This is a genomic window from Streptomyces sp. NPDC060184 (assembly GCF_042728795.1).
GTDB lineage: Bacteria > Actinomycetota > Actinomycetes > Streptomycetales > Streptomycetaceae > Streptomyces.
Map to the genome: position 1 here is coordinate 108,556 of NZ_JBHWYX010000006.1, position 15,683 is coordinate 124,238.

At 72.9% G+C, this 15,683-nt stretch carries 8 protein-coding genes; all 8 read left to right on the forward strand.

What is annotated here, in order from left to right:
• Window positions 1–31 precede the first annotated feature (31 nt).
• The 8 genes from ACFWEE_RS06410 to ACFWEE_RS06445 are packed head-to-tail and all read left to right on the forward strand — an operon-like array spanning window position 32 to window position 15,642.
• Window positions 32–6,217 carry an amino acid adenylation domain-containing protein gene (locus ACFWEE_RS06410; protein WP_386887013.1) on the forward strand — a complete coding sequence of 2,062 codons (6,186 nt, stop codon included), beginning with the start codon at window positions 32–34 and terminating at the stop codon, window positions 6,215–6,217.
• The gene (locus ACFWEE_RS06415; RefSeq protein ID WP_386886897.1) at window positions 6,214–6,948 is read left to right on the forward strand and encodes a thioesterase II family protein; all 735 of its coding nucleotides are present in this window, start codon (window positions 6,214–6,216) and stop codon (window positions 6,946–6,948) included. Before ACFWEE_RS06410 ends, ACFWEE_RS06415 begins: the two co-directional genes overlap by 4 nt.
• Window positions 6,939–8,609 carry an acyl-CoA dehydrogenase family protein gene (locus ACFWEE_RS06420; RefSeq protein ID WP_386886899.1) on the forward strand — a complete coding sequence of 557 codons (1,671 nt, stop codon included), beginning with the start codon at window positions 6,939–6,941 and terminating at the stop codon, window positions 8,607–8,609. Before ACFWEE_RS06415 ends, ACFWEE_RS06420 begins: the two co-directional genes overlap by 10 nt.
• A gap of 39 nt (window positions 8,610–8,648) precedes the next feature.
• Complete coding sequence (gene ccrA, locus ACFWEE_RS06425; protein WP_386886901.1) at window positions 8,649–9,998, forward strand: crotonyl-CoA carboxylase/reductase; 1,350 nt, start codon at window positions 8,649–8,651, stop codon at window positions 9,996–9,998.
• Window positions 9,998–11,356: a crotonyl-CoA carboxylase/reductase gene (ccrA, locus tag ACFWEE_RS06430; RefSeq protein WP_386886902.1), complete on the forward strand. Its 1,359-nt coding sequence runs from the start codon at window positions 9,998–10,000 to the stop codon at window positions 11,354–11,356. Before ccrA (ACFWEE_RS06425) ends, ccrA (ACFWEE_RS06430) begins: the two co-directional genes overlap by 1 nt.
• Window positions 11,353–12,630: a LeuA family protein gene (locus tag ACFWEE_RS06435; RefSeq protein WP_386886904.1), complete on the forward strand. Its 1,278-nt coding sequence runs from the start codon at window positions 11,353–11,355 to the stop codon at window positions 12,628–12,630. Before ccrA (ACFWEE_RS06430) ends, ACFWEE_RS06435 begins: the two co-directional genes overlap by 4 nt.
• Window positions 12,614–14,590 carry an aconitase family protein gene (locus ACFWEE_RS06440; protein ID WP_386886905.1) on the forward strand — a complete coding sequence of 659 codons (1,977 nt, stop codon included), beginning with the start codon at window positions 12,614–12,616 and terminating at the stop codon, window positions 14,588–14,590. The genes ACFWEE_RS06435 and ACFWEE_RS06440 overlap by 17 nt, the downstream gene beginning before the upstream one ends.
• Window positions 14,587–15,642, forward strand: a complete 1,056-nt coding sequence (locus tag ACFWEE_RS06445; protein WP_386886907.1) for an isocitrate/isopropylmalate dehydrogenase family protein — start codon at window positions 14,587–14,589, stop codon at window positions 15,640–15,642. Before ACFWEE_RS06440 ends, ACFWEE_RS06445 begins: the two co-directional genes overlap by 4 nt.
• The last annotated feature ends 41 nt before the right edge of the window (window positions 15,643–15,683 follow it).

Here is a 15,683-nt window from a genome sequence, read left to right on the forward strand (position 1 = left end):
CTCCCCGGGAAATGACCCGGACGAGCTCTCGGTGAACGAGGAACAGATGTGGTTCCTGCACCGGCTGACACCCGACGACCCCGTCTACAACGGCTACCGCACCGTGCGCGTCGACGGGCCTCTCGACCTCGACGCCCTGGAGGCGGCGCTCGGCGAGGTGCACGCCCGGCACGACATCCTGCGCACCACCTACCACGACCGGTCGGGCCGGCCCGTTCCCGAGGTCCACGGCGCGGCCGTGACCCGGATCCACCGTGTCGACCTGTCCGGCCTGCCCGACGAGGAGCGCGCGCGTGCCCTGGAACACGCCGTCCGCCAGGAGACGGCCCGTTCCTTCGACCTCGCCGAGCTCCCGCTGGAGCGGTGGACGGCCTACACCCTCGCGCCCGAGGAGCACGTCCTCCTCGTCGTCGCCCACCACATCGTCCACGACAGCATGTCCTTCTCGGTCGTCGTCCGTGAGGCCGAGGAGTTGTACAACGCTCGCCTGGAGAGCCGGCCGGCGCGCCTGGACCCGCCACCGCTCCAGTACCGCGACCACGCGCGGGCCGGGCGCCGCGCGGCCATGTCCCCGCCGGCGCGGACTCGACTGGACTACTGGAAGCGGAAGCTGGCGGGCACCCCCGGGGTGGTCAACCTGCCCACCGACCGGCCGCGCCCCGCCGTCCACACCACCCGAGGCGGGCGCGTGGTCCGCGAACTGCCACCCGGCCTCCTGGAGGAATGCGCCCGGCTGGGGCGCACGGAGTCGGCGTCCACGTTCATGGTGCTGTACGCCGCGCTCGTCGCGGTCCTGCACCGCTACAGCGGCGACACCGATCTGTGCGTCGGCACGCCCATGGCGAACCGGCCGGGGCGCGCGGAACAGGCGCTGGTCGGCGTGGTGATGAACACCGTGGCGCTACGGGCGGTCCTGGATGCCGACACCCCGTTCAGCGACCTGCTGCGCCAGGCCAGGGACACCGTCCTGGATGCCGCGGCCCACCAGGAGTGTCCGCTGCCGACCGTGGTGGACGCCCTTGACGTGCCCCGCACACCGGCCCGTCCGCCGCTGTTCCAGAGCATGATCACCGTCCACGACCACGGCGAGCAGAGCGCCCGGTTCGGCACCGCCCGCGCCGTCGTCGCCGAGCCCGGCAACGGCACCGCCAAGACGGAACTGAGCCTGATCCTCGTCCCGGCCGACAGGAGCGGGTCGGGGGCCACCACCCCCGCCCTCATCTGGGAGTACAACGCCGACCTGTTCGACGCCGGGACCGTGGCGGGCATCGCCGACGCCTTCGAGCAGCTGCTCGGTCATGCGCTGGAGGCCCCCGGCACCCCGGTCGGAGCGCTGCGCCTGGCCGACGACGCACACGTCGCCGACCTGCTGCACCGCCTGGACGGTGGCGCCCCGCGCGACACCCGCCCCGTACATCTGCGGGTGCTGGAGCAGGCCCGGCGCAGTCCCGGCCGCACCGCCCTGGTCGCCGCCGCCGACCGGCTCACGTACGGCGAACTGGCCGACCGGGCAGATAGGTTGGCGTCCGCCCTGCGCCGGCACGGGGCCTGCCGCGGTGGTGTCGTCGCGGTCTGCCTGCCCACCGGCGTCGACCTCGTCGTCGCGGAGCTGGCGGTGCTGGCCGCCGGCGCCGCGTTCCTGCCCGTCGACCCGGAACACCCCGGGGCCAGGGCCCGTGCGATGGCCGCCGAGGCGGGGGCCGTCGCCGTGGTCACCACCGAGGAGCTGCACCACCGGTTCGAGGGGCTGCCCCGGGTGGCGCCCGACGCGCAGGAAGCGGCGGGCACCGGGGCCGTCGCGGACGACGTCACCGGTGACGACCTCGCGTACCTCATGTTCACCTCCGGCTCGACCGGCCGCCCCAAGGGGGTCCGGGTCCCGCACCGCGGCCTCGCCAACCTGGTGTCCTGGTACGCCGACACGTACAACATCACCGCCGACGACCGGGCCAGCTGCGTCTTCTCACCGGGGTTCGACGCCACTCAGCTGGAGATCTGGCCGACCCTCGCGTCGGGCGCCACCCTTCACTTCCCCGACCGGGCCACGCTGCTGGTGCCGGCCGCGTACCAACAGTGGCTCGCCGCTCACGCGTTGACCCTCACCACCCTCCCGGTCGCCCTGGCCGCACCGCTGCTGGGCCTGGACTGGGGCACCGGCACCGCGCTCCGACTGATGATCACGGGCGGCGAGCGCCTGACCGTGCGGCCCCGGGCCGGCCTGCCGTTCCAGCTCCTCAACGTCTACGGACCGACCGAGACGACGGTGCTCGCCACCATCGGCGCCGTGGCCCCCGAGGGCGCCGGCCACGGGGACCCGGCCATCGGCCGTCCCGCCGCAGGAGTGCGCGTCCACCTCCTCGACGGGGCCCTGCGCCCGGTGCCCGCAGGCGTCGTCGGGGAGGTGCACATCGGCGGCGCCGGTGTGGCCGACGGCTACCTCGGTCTGCCCGCCGCGACCGCCGAACGCTTCCTGCCCGATCCCTTCGCCGACCGCGCAGGCGCCCGCCTCTACCGCACCGGCGATCTGGCCCGGCTGCGCGGCGACGGCGAGATCGAGTTCATCGGCCGCGTCGACGAACAGGTGAAGCTGCGCGGCCACCGCATCGAACCCGGCGAGATCTCGGCCGCCCTGCGCCGCCACGAGCAGGTGCGCGACGCGCACGTCATGGTCCGGGACACCGCCTCCGGCGCCCAACTCGTCGCCTACGTGGTCCTCGACACCGCCGGCGCCGCCCCGGCATCCCCGCGCGACCTGCGCGCCCATGTCGCGCGCCACCTGCCCGCGTACATGGCGCCCGCCTTCGTCGTCCCCCTGACCGCCCTGCCGCTGACGCTCAACGGCAAGGTGGACGTGCGCGCCCTGCCCGCACCCGGCACCCAGCCGCCCTCGACGGGCCGCCCGGTCCCGGCGTCCCGCACGGAGCCGGCCGCCGGCCCCGGCCGGGTGCCGCGGACGGACGTCCGAGCCCTCGTCCGCGACATCTCCGCCATCTGGTGCGACGTCCTGGGCCTGTCGGACGTGGACCCGTACGACACCTTCTTCGACCTGGGCGGCCACTCACTGCTGCTCACTCGGGTGCACCACCGGCTCGCCGCCGACCTCGGCGTCCACGTGCCCCTGATGACGCTCTTCGAGCACACCACCGTCGCCTCCCTCGCGCAGCACCTGGGAGCCCCCGCGACCACCGCCCCGGCCGCCGCTCCCGAGCACCCCCGTACGGCCGGAGCCGCGGCCCACGAGCCCATCGCCGTGGTCGGCATGGCGGGCCGGTTCCCCGGTGCCCCCGACGTTGCCACGTTCTGGCGGAACCTGTGCGAGGGCATCGAGTCCATCACCCCGCTCGACGAGGTGCCGGAGGGCGGCGAAGGGCTCACCGCATTCGGTCTGCTGGAGGGCGCCGCCGAGTTCGACGCCGCGTTCTTCGGCTACTCCCCGCGCGAGGCCCTCCTGATCGACCCGCAGCAGCGCGTCTTCCTCGAAGTGGCGCACACCGCCCTGGAGGACGCCGGGCACGTCCCGAGCGCCGACGGGCCCCGTGTCGGCGTCTTCGCCGGCGGCAGTATGACGACGTACTACTCCGTGCTGCAGTCGCAGCGGGCCCGGCTGCCGTTCGCCGACGACTGGGAGTTCCGGCTCGCCGCGGGCGCCGACCACCTCACCACCCGCGCCGCCCACAAGCTGGGCCTGTCGGGCCCCGCCGTCACCGTGGCGAGCGCCTGCTCCACCTCGCTGACCGCCATCCACCTGGCCGCCCAGTCGCTCAAGAGCGGGGACTGCGAGATCGCCCTGGCCGGCGGCGCGGGCATCCGGCTGCCCCTGCTGCCGGTCCGCTACACCGAGGGCGGCCCCTTCGCCCGGGAGGGACATGTGCGGGCCTTCGACGCCGACGCCTCCGGCATCGTCGGCGGCAGCGCCGCCGCCGTCGTCGTGCTCAAGCGGCTCTCCGACGCGCTCTCGGCGGGCGACCACATCCACGCCGTGCTGCGCGGCTCCGCCGTCAACAACGACGCGGGCGCGAAGATCGGCTTCACCGCGCCCGGCATCGAGGGCCAGACCAGGGTCATCCGCGCCGCGCACGCCGCCGCCGGGATCGACCCGGCCTCGATCGGCTACGTGGAAACCCACGGCACCGGCACCCCGCTCGGGGACCCCATCGAAGTTGCCGCGCTCAACCGGGCGTTCGGCACCGACCGCACCCAGGGCCCTTGCTACATCGGCTCGGTCAAGACGAACATCGGGCACACCGACTCGGCCGCCGGCGTGGTCGGCTTCATCAAGGCCGTCCTCACCGTCGAGCACGGCCGGGTCGCACCCAGCCTGAACTACTCGCGGCCCAACCCGGAGATCGACTTCGCCGCGGGTCCCTTCGAGGTCAACACCGAGCTGCGGCCCTGGCACCGCACCGCGGGGCCGCGCCGCGCCGCCGTCACCGCCCTCGGCATCGGCGGCACCAACGCCCACGTCGTCCTGGAGGAACCGCCCCCGCCCACGCCCGGGCCCACCGGGCGCGCGGCGCAGCTGCTGCCGCTGTCCGCCAGGACCCCGCAGGACCTGGACGCGCTCACCACGGCCACCGCCCGCAGGCTGGCCGAGCAGCCCGGACCAGCGCTGGACGCCGTGGCGCTCACCTTGCAGCAGGGGCGCGCGGAACACCCGTACCGGCGTTTCCTCGTCACCGACGCCGCCGAGACGAGCGAGCAGGCGGCCCGTGTCCTGGCGGACTCCGGGGCCCGCCGTGTGGTCAGCTCCACCCGCGTGCCGGCCGATCGCCCGGTGACCTTCATGTTCCCCGGCCAAGGCGGCCAGCACGTCGGCATGGCCCGTGCGCTGTACGAACGCCAGCCCGAGTTCGGACGGCACCTCGACGCGGCGTGCGACGCCGCGCGGGACGGCCTCGGGCTCGACCTGCGCTCCCTGCTGCTGCCCCGCGAGGACGATCCGCAGGCGCTCGCGGAGGCCCAGCGCCGGATCAACACGATCACGGTGGCCCAGCCCGCCGTGTTCGCCGTCGAATACGCGCTGGCACGCCTGTGGCGGCACTGGGGCATCACCCCGTCCGCCGTGGTCGGCCACAGCCTCGGGGCCTACGCAGCCGCCTGCGTCGCCGGGGTGTTCTCGCTCGCCGACGGCATGCGCCTGGTGGGCCGGCGCGGGCAGTTGCTGGAGACCGTGGCGGCCGGAGCGATGCTCGCGGTCAAGAGGCCCGAGGCCGAGGTGCTGCCGCTGCTGCCGGACACGGTGACGGTCGGCGCGGTCAACGGCCCCGGCCAGGTGACCGTGTCGGGGCCGGAGACGGAGATCGATCTGCTGGCCGCCCAACTGGCCGACAAAAAAATCGACTTCCGCAAGCTGCGCATCTCAGGTGCGGGCCACTCGCCGCTCGTCGAGCCGATCCTGGCGGAGTTCCGCGCCGCCGTGGCCGCAGTCGAACTCCACGACCCCGACGTACCGTTCGTCTCCGACACGACCGGTGCCCGGGTGCGGCCGGGGGAACTGACCGACCCGGAGTACTGGACGGCGCACATGCGCCGAGCCGTCCGCTTCAGCGACGCCCTGACCACCCTCCTCGCCGACCCGGACCAGGTGCTGCTGGAAGTCGGCCCCGGCATGACCCTCACCACCCTGACCCGCCAGCACCCCGCCCTCACCGCCCGCCACCTCGTCGCCCAGTCCCAGCCGCACCCGACCGACCCCACCCCCGCGGACGTCGTCGCCCTCGACGCCCTGGGCCGGCTGTGGCTGTCCGGCGCCCGGGTCGACTGGCCGGCCGTCCGGGCCGGCCGCCCCGCGCGCCGCGCCAAACTCCCCGGGCACCCGCTGCACCGGCGCCACTACCTGGTCGAGCCGGCACAGGAGACGACGGGCGGCTCGGGCCTGCCGACGCCGCCCGGGTGGATGGGCCGGGACACCTCCCCCGAACCGGCCGTCGCCGAGGCCACCACACCGGCGGCGGCGTCCGCATCGAAGGCGCAGACCGCCGTGGCCGGCGTCTTCCGCGACCTGCTCGGCGTCGACGAAGTCGAGCCCAGCGACAGCCTGTTCGACCTCGGCGGCGACTCCGTCCTCGCCTCCCGGCTCGCCGCCTGGCTGCGCGACACCTTCGGCATCCCGTTGGAGACCAGGGAGATCTTCACCCATGCGACGGTCGCGGCCCTGGCCGCACTGGTCGACACCCGCACCAGCACCAGCACCAGCACGCAGGAGGCCCCCCGATGACGACCGCCGCCTCACCCTGGCTGGTGCGCCGCCGCAAACGGCCCGAAGCGGCGCTGCGCCTGTACTGCTTCCCGCACAGCGGGGGCTCGCCCGGCGAGTACGTGCGCTGGGCCGACGACATCGACGACGTGGAGGTCTGGGGCGTCCAGGCGCCGGGGCGCGGCTCCCGCGTCACCGAACGACCCGTCACCTCCGTCGAGGAGTTCACCGACGGGCTCCTCGCCACCACCGACTTCCAGGGCCCGTTCGCGTTCTTCGGGCACAGCCTCGGCGGGCTCACCGCCTTCGAGACGGCCCGGGCGCTGCGCGCGGCCGGACGCCCGATGCCCCGCCGGCTCGTCCTGTCGGCCTACCCCGCACCCCACCTCGCCCACCCCCGTGCACCTCTGCACACCCTCGGCGACGCCGAACTGATCGACGCCGTCCACCGCCGGTACGGAGTCATCCCGGCCACCCTGCGCGACGACCCGGACCTGTTGCGGCTGGTCCTGCCCGCCTACCGCGCCGACTTCACGATCTTCGAGACGTACCGGCACGCGCACCGACCGCCCCTCGACGTGCCCATCACCGTCGTCGGTGGCGACGACGACCTCGCCACCCCGCTGCTGCCCGAATGGCGCCGGCACACCACCGCGGGCTTCGACCTGCGGCTCCTGCCCGGCGGCCACTTCTACTTCCGCGAACGGCCGGAGGAGTTCATGAACGTACTACGGAGAGCGATATGCCCCTGAACATCCTGCGCGACATGATCCACGGCACGTTCCCCTGGGACCGGCTGTGCGAGGCTCCCGCGCCGTCCGATCAGGACCGGCGCACCGCCGACGAAGCGATCGACGCGCTGCGCCGCATTCTCGACCGGCACGTGGACGCCCGCGCGGTGGACGGCGGCCGGCCCCTCGGCGACGACCTGGTGCGCGCCCTCGCCGACGCCGGTTTCCTGGCCATGCTGCTGTCGCGCGAGGACGGCGGCCTCGGCCTGTCCGAGTACGGGGCGTTCCGGGTCTTCGAGACGGCCGCCGCCCACAGCCCCGCCGTCTCCATGATGCTGGCGGGCCACAACTCCATGGGCCCGAGCACCTATCTGCCGACGCGGCCCGACGCGGCGCTGCGCGACCTGCTCACCCGGCACCTGGCCGAGGGCTCGCTGTCCGCCATCGCCAGCACCGAACCGGAGGGCGCGGCCAACACCGACCGCTCCTGCCTCGCCCGGCGCAGCGCGGACGGCACCGGTCATCTCCTCAGCGGCGACAAGGTCTTCATCACCAACGGTTCACGGGCCCGGCTGCTCGCCGTCACCGCCACCGTCGAGGCGACCGGCCATGTCGGGCTGTTCTTCGTCGAGACGCCCGCGCCCGGCTTCGAGGTGGTCGCCGAACACGAGTTCATGGGCCTGCACGGCGCGCCCACCTCCCACATCCGGCTGACCGACGTGTTCGTTCCGGACGGTCACATGGTCTCCGCGCACGAACAGTGGCGCACCGCCTCCCCCTTCGCGGAACTGCACACCCTCGCCCGCGTCTACCTGATCAGCGCCCCCTCGGTGGCTTCGGCACGGCGCAGTCTGGGCTGGGCCCGCGACTGGGTCGCCACCCGGCGCGTCGACGGCAAGGAACTCGCCTCCTACGAAGCCGTGCAGCGGATGATCGCCGCGTCCGCCGCCGACGTGTTCGCCGCGGACAGCGCGGTGCGCTGGGCACTGGCCTGGCAGGGCACCCGGGCGCCGCTGTGGGAGCGCGACGCGCTCAAGAACCTCACGTCGACGGCGGCCTGGCGGGTCACCGACCGCACGGTCTCGCTGCTCGGCGCGCAGGGCTACGAGAGCGCACGCGGCAAGGCCGCCCGCGGCGCGCCGGACCTGCCCGCCGAGCAGGCTCAACGCGACGTGCGCGGTCTGCGCATCGGGGGCGGTGTCGACTTCAACCTGGACCGGGTCCTGGCGGCCCGGCTGCTCTCCACCTACTACCGGGGCGAGCGGCCGGAGCGCACCGGGACGCCGAAGCCGGTGGCCGCCACGACCCTGTCGGCCGCCAACCAGGACCACCTCGCGCGCGTCGAGCACGACGTGCACCGCCTCGCGGACGCCTGCGGCGTGCTGACCTCGACGCTTCCGCCCGCCGAACTCCTCGCCCGCCAAGAGACGTTGATCACGGTCAACCGGATCGTCACGGAGCTGTTCGGGCAGGCCGTCGTGCTCGCCCGCGCCGCGCACCTCGACCCGGCGGCCGACCCGGCGGCGCCCCTGGCCCAGGACCTCACGGACGTGCACTGCGACGCCGCACAGGGCCGGCTGACCGCCCTGTGGGCCCGGCTCGGACGTGAGCTGCCGGCCGCCTACCCGCGCGTCGCCCAGGCGTGGACGGACGGCGGGAGTGCCGGCCTCCTCGACATCTGACGTGCCTCTCCCCCATCGACGCAGGACGACAGGAGCACCATGACGCCCCCCACCCGGACGGGGCCGGTGGCCGGACCCGGCGAAGAGCCGACGGCACACCCGCTGCCCGAAACGTACCGAGCCGCGCACATCCGCGCGCGGGACACCGAGATGTTCACCGGGGTACCGGACAAGGACGTCCGCAAGTCCCTGCACGTGGGCCAGGTGCCGATGCCCGAGATCGCGCCCGACGAGGTGCTGATCGCGGTGATGGCTGCCGCCATCAACTACAACACCGTGTGGTCGGCCATGTTCGAGCCGCTGCCGACCTTCGGCTTCCTCAAGCACCTTGCCGCGCAGGGAGGTTGGCACACCCGCCATGACCAGCCGTACCACGTGCTCGGCTCCGACGCGGCCGGTGTCGTGGTCCGGGTGGGCTCCGCCGTCCAGCACTGGCGGCCCGGCGATCACGTGGTGGTGGCCACGGCCCACATAAACGACCAGGAGCCGGCCAGCCATGCCGACGGCATGATGGGCGAGGACCAGCGGGCCTGGGGCTTCGAGACGAACTTCGGCGGCCTCGCCGACTACGCGGTCGTCCGTGCCAGCCAACTCCTGCTCAAACCGGCCCACTTGACGTGGGAGGAGGCGGCCAGCAACCCCCTGTGCGCGGGCACCGCCTACCGCATGCTGGTCAGCGACCGCGGCGCCCGGATGAAGCAGGGCGACGTCGTCCTCATCTGGGGCGCGAGCGGTGGCCTCGGCAGCTACGCCCTGCAGTTCGTACGCAACGGCGGCGGTACCGCCGTCGGCATCGTCAGCTCCGCGGAGAAGGCGGAGACCGTCCGCAGGCTCGGCTGCGACGTCGTCATCGACCGCACCGAGATCGAGCAGGGCGACCCGGGCAGCATGCAGCGGCCCGACGGCTGGAAGCGCCTCGGCAAGGCCGTCCGCAAGGCCGTCGGTGAGGATCCGCACATCGTCTTCGAGCATGTCGGCCGGGCCACTTTCGCGGCATCGGTGTTCCTCGCGCGGCGTGGCGGCACCGTCGTCACGTGCGGGTCGAGCACCGGCTACCAGCACCAGTTCGACAACCGCTACCTGTGGATGAAGCTCAAGCGGATCATCGGCAGCCACGGCGCCAACCTCCAAGAGCAGTGGGAGACGAACCGGCTCGTCTCGGCCGGCCGGATCGTGCCCGCGCTCTCGGCCGTGTACGGCCTGGACGAGGTCGGCGAGGCGGCGCGCAGCGTTCAGACCAATCAGCACATCGGCAAGGTGGGCGTGCTCTGCCAGGCCCCCGAGGAGGGGCTCGGTGTCACGGACCAAGCGGCCCGCGACCGCATCGGCGTCGACCGGATCAGGCTGTTCCGCGGTGGCCGGGCACCCGTGGACGGAGGCGGGCGCTGATGCGCGAGATCCGTGAGGCGATCCTCGCGTCCGCGGCCGACGGCCCCCTCTCCGCCCGGGCGGCGGCGGCCCTGCCCCTGCCGGAGGCGCATCGGGCGGTGGTGCTGCGCCGCGAGGAAACGGAGATGTTCGCGGGGATCGACAGTGCGGACAAGGACCCGCGCAAGTCCCTCCACCTCGCCGACGTGCCCGTGGCCGAACTGGGCCCGGGAGAGGCCCTGGTGGCGGTGATGGCGTCGTCGGTGAACTACAACACCGTCTGGTCGTCGATCTTCGAACCGCTGCCGACGTTCGGGTTCCTGGAGCGCTACGGCCGCACCGGCGAACTGGCCAAGCGCCACGACCTGCCGTACCACGTCATCGGCTCCGACCTCGCGGGCGTCGTGCTGCGCACCGGACCCGGCGTGAACGTCTGGCACCCGGGCGACGAGGTCGTCGCGCACTGCCTCTCCGTCGAACTGGAGTCGTCCGACGGCCACAACGACACGATGCTCGACCCCGAGCAGCGCATCTGGGGCTTCGAGACCAACTTCGGCGGCCTCGCCGAGATCGCGCTCGTCAAGTCCAACCAGCTGATGCCCAAGCCCGCCCACCTCAGCTGGGAGGAGGCAGCGGCCCCCGGTCTCGTCAACTCGACCGCGTACCGCCAGCTGGTCTCGCGCAACGGCGCCGGCATGAAACAGGGCGACAACGTCCTGATCTGGGGCGCCAGCGGCGGTCTCGGCTCCTACGCCACCCAGTTCGCGCTGGCCGGCGGCGCCAACCCGGTCTGCGTCGTCTCCTCTCCGGAGAAGGCCGGGATCTGCCGGAAGATGGGCGCCACGGCGATCATCGACCGCGATGCCGAGGGCTACACGTTCTGGAAGGACGAGAAAACCCAGAACCCCAGGGAGTGGAAGCGCTTCGGCAAGCGCATCCGCGAACTGACCGGCGGCGAGGACATCGACATCGTCTTCGAGCACCCCGGCCGCGAGACCTTCGGCGCCTCCGTCTTCGTCACCCGCAAGGGCGGCACCATCACCACCTGCGCCTCGACCTCGGGCTACATGCACGAGTACGACAACCGCTACCTGTGGATGTCCCTGAAGCGCATCATCGGCTCCCACTTCGCCAACTACCGCGAGGCCTGGGAGGCCAACCGCCTCGTCTCCAAGGGCAGGATCCACCCGACCCTCTCCAAGGTGTACTCCCTGGAGGAGACCGGCCAGGCCGCCCACGACGTCCACCGCAACGCCCACCAGGGCAAGGTCGGTGTGCTGTGCCTCGCTCCCGAGGAGGGCCTGGGCGTGCGCGACCACGAGAAGCGGGCCCAGCACATCGACGCCATCAACCGCTTCCGCACGGGAGGTTCGCAGTGAGCACAGCCGAGTCGCACCCCGACATGCCGCCGGACACCCCCGACGTCTGGTTCTCCTGGAACGACATGGAGGCCGACGCCGACCCCGCCGCCGAGGCCCCGCTCGCCTGCACCGGGCTGCTCTTCGACGAAACGCTGCGCGACGGGCTCCAGGCCCCGAACGTCACCAACCCCGGCCAGGACCGGAAGCTGCGCCTCGTCGACCACATGGTGCGCTCCGGCATCCGCGCCGCCGACCTGGGCTTCCCCGGCTCCGGCCCGTCCGCGGCCCGGGAGTGCCTGGACCTCGCCCGGCACGTCGCCGCCGCCCGCCACCCGTTCTCCGTCGGCTACGCCGGCCGCACCCACCCCGCGGACGTGCACGCCATCTGCGAGATCGCCCAGCAGGCCCAGATACCCCTGGACGCCTATGTGTTCACCGGCGTGAGCCCGATCCGGCAGTACGTTGAGGACTGGGACGTCACCACCATCGAGCGGACCATCCGCGCCACCGTGCGCTCCTGTACACACGAGGGCGTCACCTTCGTCCTCGTCCTGGAGGACGCGGTCCGCTGCACCCCCGAGGTGCTCGGCCGCATCTACGACGTCGCGATCGACACCGGCGTGAACCGGCTGTGCCTGTGCGACACCGTCGGCGCCGCGCTGCCGCACGGCACCGCCGCCCTGATCCGGTGGACCCGCCGGTACTTCACCGACCGCGGCCACCTCGTGGACCTGGAGTGGCACGGGCACAACGACCGGGGCCTGGCCCTCGCCAACTCGCTGACCGCCCTCTCCCTCGGCTGCGCACGCGTGCACGGCACGATCCTCGGCATCGGGGAACGCACCGGCAACGCGTCCCTGGACCAGCTCGTCGTCAACCGCACCCTCGAAGGGGACGACGGCTACGACCTGACGGCGCTGCGGGAGTACGCCGAGTACGCCGCGCAGGTGCTGGACGTGTCCATCCCGCAGAACTATCCGGCCCTGGGCGCCGACGTGTTCAAGACCAGCGCGGGCGTCCACGCCTCCGCGATCCTCAAGGCCCACGAGAAGGGCGACACCCTGCTCAAGGACGCCGTCTACTCCAGCGTCCCCGCCGCCCTCCTCGGCCGCGAACAGGACGTCCTCGTCGACGAGGTGTCCGGCGCCAGCAACGTGCGGTACTGGCTGACCACGCACGGCTTCGACAGCACGGACGACAACCGGGTCAAGGCCATTCTCGAACGGGCGAAGGCCGGACGCGGCCCGCTCACCGACGCACAGATGAGGCAGATCATTGCGACCGCTCCCTAAGACCATCTCGCTGAACGGCAGCGTCCTCGTCATGACCGAGGACCCCGGCACCGTCGCCGGACAACTCGACGGCACCTGCGCGCGCACCCCGGCACAGCTGCTGACCGAGCCGCTGCGGGACAACATCTCCACCGACGAGATCATCCCCGGCTGGTGCTGCTACTGGTACGACGAGAAGCTCGGCGACTACGCCTACCTCGGCCTGAAGGGGCGGGAGTTCGGCGAAGGCGCAGTGAGGAATCTCGCGCCACAGATCATCGTCAGCGGCGAGGCGAAGGGCTGCGGCTCCTCGCGCGAGCACGCCGTCTACGCCGAGAAGTACGCGGGTGTCGAAGTCGTCTTCGCCCGCTCCTTCGAGGGCATCTACCAGCAGAACTGCCGCAACGTCGGCATGCTGACCTGCGACGACTTCACGCTGTTGGACGCCCTGCTGGCCGGTGAGACGCTGCCGCTCGAGGCGTTCACCCGCCGCGCCACCGGCATCGAGCGTGCGATCGTCGACCTGGGCGGGCTGTTCGGCTTCAACCGGCGCGGGCACACGGCCGACGCATCGGCCGTCGACACCTCTTTCGACGACCGGCGCCCCCGGAACGTGGTCGAGAAGATCGTCGAAGGACGCCTCGCCCCGCGCAACGCGCTCCCGCCCGGCGCGAGCGTCCGCGTGGGCGAGTCGTACTTCCTGACGGCCGACGTCCGCTTCTCGCACGAGTACGTGACCCCGATGGCCGCCGGCATGTTCACCAACCAGTTCGGCCCCGACGCCACCCTCGACGACCCGGACAGCTGCTACTTCTTCCAGGACCATCTCTCGCTGGCTCCCCAGGTCCTCCAGCGGCGGCCCAGGGGACTGGAGCTGATCGGCCGGGTCGAGAGTCTGGCAGCTCGCCAGGAGGCGTTCGCGACCGCGCAGGGCGGCCGTTTCGTCGGCCCCGCCGACACCGGCGGCAGCCGGGCCATCTGCCACAACCACATCGTGGAGCAGGTCGCCGAGCCCGGACAGGTCGTCATCGGCACCGACAGCCACACCTGTACCGCCGGCGCGGTCGGCGCGCTCGCGTTCGGCGTCGGAGCCACCGACATCGCCAACGCCTGGTACAACCGCGAGATCCTGGTGAAGGTCCCCGAGGTGCTGCGCGTCCGCCTCACCGGCGAGCTGCGGCCCGGGGTCTGCGCCAAGGACGTGATGCTCACCCTGCTCGCCCATCCCCGGGCCAGGGGCAGCCGCGCGCTCGGCAAGGTCCTGCTGTTCGACGGCCTCGGAGCGCGCCGCCTCGGCATGGACGAGCGGGCGACGCTGTGCAACATGGCTGTCGAGGCAGGCGCCATGACCGCCCTGTTCGAGCCGGACGAGATCACGTACGCGCATCTTGCGCGGCGCGGTCCGCGCGCGCGGACCGCCCCCGTCGCGCCGCGCTCGGACGAGGGCGCCGCCTACGCCGACACGCTCGACCTGGCGCTGGACACGGTCGAGCCGATGGTGGCCCTGCCCGGCGACCCGCGGAACGCGGTGCCGCTGGCGTCGGTGCGTGACGAGGTGCGGGTCGACAAGGTGTACGGCGGCTCGTGCACCGGCGGCAAGGCGTACGACATGGACATGTATGCCTCGGTCTTCGCGCGGGCCCGCGAGCGGGGTGTCCGGGTCCCCGAGGGGGTACGGGCCTACATCCAGGTCGGCAGTGAGAGCGTCATGGCGTACGCCCGCGAGCGCGGCTACGTCGACCTCTTCACCGAGGTCGGCGTGGAGGTCCTGCCACCCTCCTGCGGCGCCTGCATCAACGCGGGCCCCGGCGTCTCCGAGAGCCCGCACGAGGTCACCGTCAGCGCCCAGAACCGTAATTTCCCCGGCCGTTCGGGGCCGGGCCAGGTGTATCTGGCATCTCCCTACGTCGTGGCGGCCACCGCCGTCGCCGGCCGGCTGAGCTCCGTGGAAGACATGTTCACCGCGCGGGAGGCGGCATGAGGATCGCGGTCGTCCCCGGCGACGGCATCGGCAAGGAGGTCGTGCCCGCCACCCTGCCCGCCCTGAGCCTGCTCAACGACGCGTTCGGTCTCGGCATCGCCTACGACGTCCTGGACTGGGGCGCCGACCGCTGGCTCGCCGACGGGACGGGCCTGCCCGACGGTGCCCTCGACCGGCTCAGGACCGAGTACGGGGCCGTGCTCCTGGGAGCCCTCGGCGACCCGCGGATCCCCGACATGGCGCACGGCCGCGAGATCCTGCTCGGCCTGCGCACCGGACTCGACCTGTACGTCAACCACCGGCCCCTCGACCTGGCGCACGGCACCGTCGACCTCTACCGGGAGAACACCCAGGGCCTGTACAGCCAAGTCGGCGGCGCCGTCACCGGCCGGGGCGTGGTCAGCGTCGCCCTGGACGAGTGCGTCTACACCCGTGACACCGTGGAGCGCTTCGTCCGCACCTGCCTGCGCCGGCTGCGGGCGGCCGGACGCCGCCGGGTGACGCTGGTCCACAAGGCCAACGCGGTCCCCCACACCGGACGGTTGTGGCAGGAGGTGTTCCGCGCCGAGCTCGCCCACGTCCCCGAGCTGACCGGCTCCGAGGAGTACGTCGACGCGTTCTGCTACCACCTGGTGCGCGACGCCTCCGCCTACGAGGGCGTCCTCGCGCCCAACCTGTTCGGCGACATCATCAGCGACATCGGCGCCGCGCTGATGGGCGGCCTCGGCCTCGCCCGCAGCTCCAGCTTCTGCCCGGAGAGCGGCTTCGCCCTGTTCGAACCCGTGCACGGCAGCGCGCCCGACATCGCGGGCCGCGGCATCGCCAACCCGTATGCCACCGCGATGTGCCTGTCCATGCTGCTCGACCACCTCGGCCACACCGAGGCGGCCGTCCTGCTGCGCGACTGCGTCCTGGAGACGACGCGTACGGACGCGGCCACCCCCGACCTCGGCGGCGCCGGAACGACGGACGGCTTCATGTCCGAAGTGACCGCCCTGCTGACCGAGCGCCTGACGGGCGAGCGGCCCGGTCCGAAGGAGAACCGACCATGACGAATGCCCCCGACGCCGTCCAACCGGGCGAGGGGGCACGG